Source organism: Pandoraea cepalis (assembly GCF_902459625.1).
Taxonomy (GTDB): Bacteria; Pseudomonadota; Gammaproteobacteria; order Burkholderiales; family Burkholderiaceae; genus Pandoraea; species Pandoraea cepalis.
This window is the reverse complement of sequence record NZ_CABPRY010000019.1, coordinates 25,847-34,860: the sequence shown is the minus strand read 5'-3', so window position 1 is coordinate 34,860 and position 9,014 is coordinate 25,847. Positions and strand designations below refer to the sequence as shown.

The window sequence follows — 9,014 nt, the reverse complement described above, 5'->3', positions numbered from 1 at the left end:
TGGTGGGGCGTGAGTGACTCGAACACTCGACCTACGGATTAAGAGTCCGCTGCTCTACCAACTGAGCTAACGCCCCGATGCTACCGGGAATAAAAAAGGCTGCACGGCGTAGCAGCCTTTTTCAGAATTCGTTTGGTGGGGCGTGAGTGACTCGAACACTCGACCTACGGATTAAGAGTCCGCTGCTCTACCAACTGAGCTAACGCCCCAACGAGACCGAGATAATATCGGCTCTTCCGTAAGGGGTCAACCCTTAATGGTGAAAATCCGCAAAAACGATTTACGTCAGCAGGGGTACCAGCTCGAACGCCAGCACGGCAAGCACCGCGCCGACGACAACGAGTAGCGAGCGCCAGCACATGCGGACGGCGCCTTTGCAGGGCATGGCGCCGACAGCGATCGCGCCGAATGCCGCGATCGCAAACATGCTCATGAGTTCAGCGTTGGAAAGGTGGGGCACGATCATCGCCGGTCTCCCTGCCGCTATTGTGCGAGTCAAATCATGTGTCAAGTATAGAAAACGGCCCCGTCCAAGCAAAGCGGCGCGGCAACCGGGATTTCCCCAGTGGCCGCGCCGCGCGTTGTTGCGTTGCGATCTGTCCGAAACGTTCGATTCACGCGATCCAGGCGCCGCAAACGATCCTCAACGTTATTCGGGCAGATCGAGAATCAGCACGATCGTCCATGCGTCTTCGCCCTCGTGGTGGTACTGACGCTCCACCACGATAAACGGTTGCTTCTTGTCGCCTTGGCCGAGGAACAGCACGTCGCCTTCGGCCGGCATGCATTCGATCGGCGGCAGCGCGAGAGGGGTGCCCTTGGGGACGAGTTTTTCGGCCTTCTTCGCTGCGCGTTCGGTCCACTCGATATCGAATTCGATCTGACTCACCGGATGATCCTGTCTATGCAAAATGAAACGGCTGCATGGTAGCACGCAGCTTGCGCGACTCAAGAAAAAAGCCCGCGCCTTGGGCTGGGCGCGGGCGAAGGTCCCATGCGCTCGCGGGAGCACATGGCGACAGGAGAGGCGCCCGTGGGGAAACCGTCGGTGTCCGCCCGACCAGAGGGGAAGTGTTCTGGACGAGCGGGCGTGCCGGCTGCCCGGTCAGGCTCAGGCGCGTGCCTGTCGGCGGGACAATACGAGGTGACGCAACACAGGCTGGCGATGCCGTCCTGCCTGTGTGCGTCACGTCGTGCTGCTGGGGTACGGCAGCACGACGAGGGACGGCGCGTGCGGCGTGGCTCGGAGGGGGGGGGCTGAGAGCGGCGACCGACGCTGTCGATTGAGCGCTGCGGCGTGCCGCAATGCTCAGCGAGGGCGCAAGGCTTACGGATTCGAGTACTTCATTTCGCCGTTCTGGCGTGCGCGCACGAGATCGTCATACACCTGGGCGCGCGTCTTGCCCGGCGCTTGATTGGGCTGCATCGTGGCGAGCACGGGATACTCGTAATCGTTCTGCGGAATCAGGCCCTGGGCGCGGGCATCGACCAATTCCTGGCGAACCTGCTCGCGCGAGACCTGCGAGGTTTGTGACACCCATGCGAATTGCGAACCCTCGGGGTAGGCATCGCTGCTCCGACCCGCCTGTGCGAAGGCGGCGCCGGCGGCGGTGACCATCAAGACCGACATCAGGGCTGAGGCGATGTGCTTGCGATTCATGACGTTGACTCCTGTCTTTCTCAGTTGCGGGGGCGCGCAATGCATCGGTACCGGTGTTCGCTTTCGTAGGCTTCGGTATGCGTTGTGTGCGACCGTTGAAGACAGTCTAAGCGTCTGGCTATCACGGAAAAATGGCAATTGAGGGAATAAATACTTCCGGGAATCGCAACAATGCGCGACGTGCGCCAAAAAAAACGCCACCCGCAGGTGGCGATCACGACGCAGTGGCGATGGCTGCTGGTGTTGCGTTCAGCGAGTCGCAATGACGACGGCGGCGCCGGCCATCACCGTACCGGTCGCGCGATTCAGACGTCGCACGGCGCGCGCCGAACTGAGCAGTCGGCGGGCGCGGGCAGCGAGCGCGATGTAACTGCCGAAGACGAGCGCGAGAACGCTCAGCGTAACGCCCACGATTTCGAGGTAGCCGAGCGCTGTCACCCGTTGGAGATCGAGCAGATTGGGCAGCAGGGCGAAGTAGAACACGACGACCTTCGGGTTGCCCATCGTGACCGACAGTCCCCCGAGAAACAGACGCCACGATTGCTCGCGCGGCGCGGCGGCCATCGGTTCCGCGGGCGCGGCGACCGGTGCGTGCCACATCTTCCAGGCCAGGTAGAGCAAGTAGGCGGCGCCGGCGTATTTGATCGCGAGAAACACGCCCGCGAAGGTATGGGCCAGTGCGGCGACGCCCAGCACGGCGAGCGTCAACCACACGACATCGCCGATCGCCACGCCTGTTGTGAACGCGATGGCGCCCTGCGTGCCGCGTCCGAGCACGCGCGCCACGATGGCCGCGATGCCCGGGCCGGGCGTGCCGGCGCCGACGAACAGGGCGAGCGCGAACGTAAGTAAAGGGGTCCACTCCATCTCAGTGTTTCCTCGCGATTGAGACGTTCAGCGTTGTCTGGAAAAGTGTCGACGCGCGTGCCTCGACGGGTGCTCCTGCGCGCTCATTTGCACACAGGAATGCCCACTCAGGCGCCGAGCCAAGGCAGTCCGCGAAAGCACCAGCCGCTCACCGTCTTCCGATGGCCGGCCTTGTCCTTGTCGCCCTCGAAGCCTTCGAGAATGTCGAACGACTGCGTGTAACCGGCTTCATAGGCGACCTTGGCGGCGGCCTTCGAGCGGGCGGCGCTGCGACACAGGAACAACAGCGGCGTGGTCTTGTCCGGCGTCTGGGAAGCGAGTTGCTCGAGGAAGTGTTCGTTGGGCACGCCGCCGGGGTATCGAACCCATTCGACGTTGGCGTATTGACCATCGGGTACCTGCGGGCGGCCGACCCAGTCGAGTTCGGCACGCGTGCGCACGTCGATCAGGCGAACGCTGGCATCGGCGCCAAGCAGTGCCAGGGCTTCGTCCGGCGTCACGGCGCCTGCGTAGGCGAGCTGAGCGCTCGCGCGGCGTTGGGAGGCTTGCTCGAGAATGGCTTTGGCGCTTGTCATGGGGCTGTGATCTCGTTGGACGATGATTGTGCTTTATTCTAGCGTGCCCTTCGTGCGCGAGGCGCTTTACGTGTTGCGTGGCATCGGGGTTGGCCGGCGCGCAGCCAGTGTTTGGCCGCGCGTGATGGCGGTGCAGGGCGACGCACAATTTCGGTTCGCACCGATCGGATGTTGGCACCCAAAAGGTGCATAATCGCAAAATGCACCAATTCAGTGATGTTTCGGTGCGAGTTGCACTTAATTGGGGAATTGTGGCCCGTGAGCGGGGATTCCAGGCTGGACGCACCAGAATAGAATATTCGCTTAGAAATCAGAGGGCGAGGGTCAGGGAGGGCAGGGTGATGGATTGTTGGCACGCTTCCTGCTTATCACTGGCGAATCCGAACACGGAGTTCGTTAAGACGGTACGGCGACGCGGGCGATAAGCGCCAGCAGCGCCAGATTGAATCTTTCGGGAGATAGCATGAGCAAATCTGTGGCAGATGTGATGAATCTGGTTAAGGAAGAAGACGTCAAGTTCGTCGACTTCCGCTTTACCGATACGCGCGGCAAGGAACAACACGTCTCGGTGCCGGTGTCGCACTTCGACGCTGACAAGTTCGAGAGCGGCCACGCTTTCGACGGTTCGTCGATTGCTGGCTGGAAGGGCATCGAAGCCTCGGACATGCTGCTCGTGCCGGACGCGAACACTGCCTACATCGACCCGTTTTACGAAGAAAACACGCTGGTGCTGACCTGCGACGTGATCGAGCCGGCCGATGGCAAGGGCTACGACCGCGATCCGCGTTCCATCGCCAAGCGCGCTGAAGCCTACCTGAAGAGCACGGGCCTGGGCGACACCGCCTTCTTCGGTCCGGAGCCGGAATTCTTCATTTTCGACTCGGTGCAGTGGAGCACGGACATGTCGGGCTCGTTCGTCCGCGTGAATTCGGAAGAAGCCCCGTGGTCGTCGGCGAAGGACTTCGAAGGCGGCAACACGGGCCACCGTCCGGGCGTGAAGGGCGGTTACTTCCCGGTCGCACCGGTCGACTCGTTCCAGGACATGCGCTCGGAAATGTGCCTGTTGCTCGAGCAACTGGGCGTGCCGGTCGAAGTCCACCACCACGAAGTGGCGGGTCAGGGCCAGAACGAAATCGGCACGAAGTTCTCGACGCTGGTCGAGCGCGCCGACTGGACGCAGATTCTGAAGTACGTGGTGCACAACGTGGCACACAGCTACGGCAAGACGGCAACGTTCATGCCGAAGCCGATCGTGGGCGACAACGGCTCGGGCATGCACATCCACCAGTCGGTCTGGAAGGATGGCCAGAACCTGTTCGCCGGTAACGGCTACGGCGGTCTGTCGGAGTTCGCGCTGTATTACATCGGCGGTATCATCAAGCACGCACGTGCCCTGAACGCGATCACGAACCCGTCGACCAACTCGTACAAGCGTCTGGTGCCGCACTTCGAAGCACCGGTGAAGCTGGCCTACTCGGCCCGTAACCGTTCGGCCTCGATCCGTATTCCGTACGTTGCCAACCCGAAGGGCCGCCGCATCGAAGCGCGCTTCCCGGATCCGATGGCCAACCCGTACCTGGCCTTCTCGGCCATGCTGATGGCCGGTCTGGATGGCGTGCAGAACAAGATCCACCCGGGCGAAGCTGCCGACAAGAACCTGTACGACCTGCCGCCGGAAGAAGACGCAAAGATCCCGACCGTGTGCTCGAGCCTCGAACAGGCGCTGGAATACCTGAACGAAGACCGCGAGTTCCTGACCCGTGGTGGCGTGTTCACGGACGGCATGCTCGATTCGTACATCGCGTTGAAGACGGACGAAGCGCGTCGTATCGCCATGACCACGCACCCGCTCGAGTTCGAACTGTACTACTCGCTGTAATTGAATCGCTGCGCAGGGAATGCGCCGGCATGACGGAACGCCAGCGGCCGACCGTCATGCTCGACAGGCAAGGGGGATGGCCGCGGCCGTCCCCCTTTTTTATCCGCAGCGCGCATTCGCTACGTAGCCAGCCATGAACCTCTCGCCTCGATCCTTAATGAACAGTGTCCGTGCCGGTGGGAAAGGGCAGACGAAGCGCGCCGAGCACGCCGCTGCCGCGGAAGATCCCCATGCCGCCGATATGACTCCCGACGCCGCCGGCCATACGACGGTGTTGCCGCCGGGCGTCGATCCGTGGGAAGCCAAGCTCGCGGCGACGGGCGTGTTGCCCGGTCTCGAAGCGTTGCCCACCGTCTTGCTCGTGCTTGAGAAGCAATCGCTGCGTGTCGTGTTTGCCAACCCGGCCGCCGAGGCGCTGCTCGCGCTTTCGCGCCGTTCGCTGTCGCAAATGACGTGGAATGATGTCTTCACGAACGGCGAGGTGCTCGGCTCGACGATGGCCGATCTCATCGCCAACCGCTTTCAGACGACGCGCCTCGATTTGGTGCTCGAGCGCACCGCGCAGGAGCCTCTGCACACGCATGCGATTGTTGCCGCCCCTGAGGCTGCCCCCGATTTCGTGATCGTTGAGCTGATCGAGAACGAACAGAAGATCAAGAACGAGCGTGAAGAGCGCATCATCGATCAGGCGCTGATGAACAAACAGCTTATCCGCAACCTGGCGCACGAAATCAAGAACCCGCTGGGCGGGATTCGCGGCGCGGCGCAGTTGCTGGAATTCGAGCTGGATCAGCGTGAGCTGCGCGAGTACACACAGGTCATCATCAAGGAGTCCGACAGACTTCAGACGCTGGTCGACCGCCTGCTCGAACCGCACCGTCATCCGTTCATTGCCACCGACGTCAACATCCACGAGGTGTGCGAGCGCGTGCGGTCTGTGGTGCTCGCCGAGTTTCCGCAGGGGCTGTCGATCGAGCGCGACTACGATGTGAGCCTGCCCGACTTTCGTGGCGACAAGGAACAACTCATTCAAGCCCTGCTCAACATCGTTCGCAATGGTGCCGAAGCGCTGCGCGGGCAGATTGCGCGGGGCGATGCGCGCATCGTCTTGCGCACGCGAGTGGCGCGAAAGATCACGATTGCCAAACGTTTGCACAAGCTGGCATTGGAATTGCATGTGATCGACAACGGGCCAGGCATTCCCGCCGACATTCGTGACCGCATTTTCTATCCGCTCGTCTCCGGGCGAGAAGGGGGGAGCGGTCTGGGACTCACACTGGCGCAGTCGTTCGTGCAGCGCCACGAGGGTTTGATCGAATGCGAAAGCCGGCCCGGACGGACGGATTTCCGAATCCTGCTGCCCCTGGGCTGAAGCGGCCCTCACGCCGTCGGCCGTAGCACCTGCGGCCGGGCATAGACGTTAAACGGTGAACAATGAAGCCGATCTGGATAGTAGACGACGACCAATCGATTCGATGGGTGCTCGAAAAGGCGCTCTCACGAGCCAATCTGCCGGTGCGCAGCTTTACCGGTCCGCGCGAAGCCAGCGCGGCGCTCGAACACGACTCGCCGCAGGTGCTGGTCTCGGACATCCGCATGGCGGGCGGCTCCGGGCTCGAACTGCTGCAGACGGTCAAACAACGACATCCCGGACTGCCGGTCATCATCATGACCGCGTTCTCGGATCTGGACAGCGCCGTCGCGGCCTTTCAGGGCGGTGCGTTCGAATATCTCGCCAAGCCGTTCGACGTCGATCGCGCGGTCGAGCTGATTTTGCGCGCGGTCGAGGAAAGCCTGCGCGAGGCGACGGACGACGAACGCATCACCGAAGAGCCGGAAATTCTCGGGCAGGCGAGCGCCATGCAAGACGTGTTCCGAGCGATCGGTCGTCTCTCGCATTCGAGCGCCACGGTGCTTATCACCGGCGAATCGGGCTCCGGCAAGGAACTGGTCGCGCGGGCACTGCACCGCCACTCGCCGCGCGCCGGCGGGCCGTTCATCGCGCTCAACACGGCGGCAATTCCGAAGGATCTGCTGGAATCCGAACTTTTTGGCCATGAGCGCGGGGCGTTTACCGGTGCGCAGGCCACGCGGCGCGGCCGCTTCGAGCAGGCCGAGAGCGGCACACTGTTCCTCGACGAAATCGGTGACATGCCGCTCGATCTGCAAACGCGTTTGCTGCGCGTGCTCTCGGACGGTAATTACTACCGCGTCGGCGGCCATAGTCCGATCAAGGCGAATGTCCGCGTGATCGCGGCCACGCACCAGAATCTGGAAGATCGTGTGCGGCAGGGTCTGTTTCGCGAAGATCTGTATCACCGACTGAATGTGATTCGCTTGCGTTTGCCGTCACTGCGCGAGCGCAATGAGGATATCCCGCTGCTGGTGCGTCACTTTCTGCAGAAGAGCGCGCGCGACCTGGGCGTCGAGACGAAGCGCATCAGCGAGGCTGCGCTGGCGCATCTGACGCGCTTCCCGTTCCCGGGCAATGTGCGTCAACTGGAAAACCTGAGCAACTGGCTGACGGTCATGGCCCCGGCGCAGACGGTGGAGATCAAGGATTTGCCGCCGGAGTTCCAGACGCTGGCAGCGGCGCCGGGGGCCGGAGTGGGAGCGTCGGCAAGCATGCCTGCCTACCCCGCCGCGACGACCCAGGCGGCAACGGGGACCACCGCCCCGGTGCCGGCCATCGCGGGTTATGGCGGCGTAGACGCGGGGCTGTCGGCCGTCGGCGGGATCGCGGGTGCCGGTGGTGCCGCTGCGGTCGCGGGCAATGTTGGCGCGACGGGAGACGGCACCGGTGCGGACAGCTGGGAGCCGCTCTTGCGCCGTGAAGTGGCACGCCTGCTTCGTTCTGCGTCGCCCGACGTGATGGATCAATTGACGCGCCGGTTCGAGACGGCGTTGATCAACGAGGCGCTCGACTTCACGCGCGGACGCAAAGTCGAGGCGGCAAGCCGCCTTGGCATCGGACGGAACACCATCACGCGCAAGATCCAGGAACTCGGGCTGGAAACCTGACCCCAATCACGGTAGGCTCCCAGGTTTGACGATTCGGCCACAAGGGAGCTTTACCATGGCAAGACGCATCCTGTTGACGGGCGCCACCGGGCAGGTGGGCTGGGAGCTGGCACGTAGCCTGCAGGGCTTGGGCGACGTGCACGCCCCCGGGCGCGACGAGATGGACCTGCTTGACACCGACAGCGTCGTGCGCACCCTGCGTGACTTCTCGCCGGATCTGATCGTCAATCCGGCGGCCTATACGGCGGTCGATCGTGCCGAGACGGACGAGGCCGCCGCGTATCAGGTGAACGCGGTCGTGCCCGGCATCATGGCCGAAGCGGCCAAGCGCACCGGCGCACTCGTCGTTCACTTTTCCACTGACTACGTTTTCGACGGTACGTCTTCCACGCCATATCGCGAGGACGAACCCACCAACCCGCAGAACGCGTACGGCCGCACCAAGCTGGCAGGCGAAGCGGCCATCGCGGCGAGCGGTGCGAATCATCTGGTGCTGCGCACGAGCTGGGTGTACGGTGCGCGCGGTGCGAACTTCCTGCTCACCGTTCAACGACTGGCCCGCGAGCGCGACGAATTGCGGATCGTGGCTGACCAGCACGGTGCGCCGACGTGGTGCCGCACGATCGCCGAACTGACGTCGCAGGTGTTGGTGCAAGGGTTTGGACGCAACGGGGGCGACGCCGACTTCTGGCGCGAACATGGCGGTTTGTACCACCTGACGGCCGCCGGGCAGACGACCTGGCACGGGTTCACTGAAGCGATTCTCGATCTGAGCGCAGTGCAGAAGCGTCCGAACGTTGTGGCGATTCCGACTTCTGCCTATCCATTACCGGCCAAGCGCCCGGCGTATTCGGTCCTCGACAACGACAAGCTCGCACGCACCTTCGGTCTTCGCGCGCCCGACTGGCGGGACGCGCTGACACTCTGCATCGGCTGACACGACCCTCCTGCCTGACGCGCCCGCGCACCAAATCGGAATTTCCTCGGCGCGCAGGGCCGCACGTCTTCGGCA

Annotated in this window: 8 protein-coding genes, 2 tRNA genes and 1 pseudogene; 4 read left to right on the top strand and 7 right to left on the bottom strand. The window is 63.1% G+C overall.

Translation table 11 applies throughout. The features are described 5' to 3' along the window. From PCE31107_RS22590 to PCE31107_RS22560, 7 genes are all read right to left on the bottom strand, one after another. A tRNA-Lys gene (locus tag PCE31107_RS22590) sits at positions 1–76 on the bottom strand. A gap of 57 nt (positions 77–133) precedes the next feature. Then, a tRNA-Lys gene (locus tag PCE31107_RS22585) sits at positions 134–209 on the bottom strand. Positions 210–280: 71 nt separating this feature from the next. Continuing rightward, on the bottom strand, positions 281–466 hold the full coding sequence (locus PCE31107_RS22580; RefSeq protein WP_017233511.1) for a hypothetical protein: 186 nt from the start codon (positions 464–466) through the stop codon (positions 281–283). A 183-nt stretch (positions 467–649) separates the two neighbouring features. Then, positions 650–889, bottom strand: coding sequence for a hypothetical protein (locus PCE31107_RS22575; protein WP_010804600.1), 240 nt, complete (start codon positions 887–889; stop codon positions 650–652). A 438-nt stretch (positions 890–1,327) separates the two neighbouring features. Next, complete coding sequence (locus PCE31107_RS22570; RefSeq protein ID WP_017233513.1) at positions 1,328–1,660, bottom strand: DUF4148 domain-containing protein; 333 nt, start codon at positions 1,658–1,660, stop codon at positions 1,328–1,330. 249 nt (positions 1,661–1,909) lie between these two features. Further along, positions 1,910–2,527 (bottom strand): LysE family translocator, encoded by a 618-nt coding sequence (locus PCE31107_RS22565; protein WP_130025701.1) that lies wholly within the window; start codon positions 2,525–2,527, stop codon positions 1,910–1,912. Between the two features lie 107 nt (positions 2,528–2,634). Continuing rightward, on the bottom strand, positions 2,635–3,102 hold the full coding sequence (locus tag PCE31107_RS22560) for a rhodanese-like domain-containing protein (protein ID WP_130025702.1): 468 nt from the start codon (positions 3,100–3,102) through the stop codon (positions 2,635–2,637). 463 nt (positions 3,103–3,565) lie between these two features. On the opposite strand from PCE31107_RS22560, the gene glnA reads away from it, so the two are divergent. The 4 genes and pseudogenes from glnA (at position 3,566) to rfbD (ending at position 8,939) form a co-directional block, all read left to right on the top strand. After that, positions 3,566–4,981, top strand: a complete 1,416-nt coding sequence (glnA, locus tag PCE31107_RS22555) for a type I glutamate--ammonia ligase (RefSeq protein WP_017233517.1) — start codon at positions 3,566–3,568, stop codon at positions 4,979–4,981. A gap of 304 nt (positions 4,982–5,285) precedes the next feature. Then, positions 5,286–6,353 (top strand): annotated as a pseudogene (gene glnL / locus PCE31107_RS22550) (nitrogen regulation protein NR(II)); the annotation flags it as partial. Between the two features lie 62 nt (positions 6,354–6,415). Further along, on the top strand, positions 6,416–8,002 hold the full coding sequence (gene ntrC / locus PCE31107_RS22545) for a nitrogen regulation protein NR(I) (RefSeq protein ID WP_150610733.1): 1,587 nt from the start codon (positions 6,416–6,418) through the stop codon (positions 8,000–8,002). 55 nt (positions 8,003–8,057) lie between these two features. Then, positions 8,058–8,939, top strand: a complete 882-nt coding sequence (gene rfbD / locus PCE31107_RS22540; RefSeq protein ID WP_150610732.1) for a dTDP-4-dehydrorhamnose reductase — start codon at positions 8,058–8,060, stop codon at positions 8,937–8,939. Positions 8,940–9,014 lie beyond the last annotated feature (75 nt).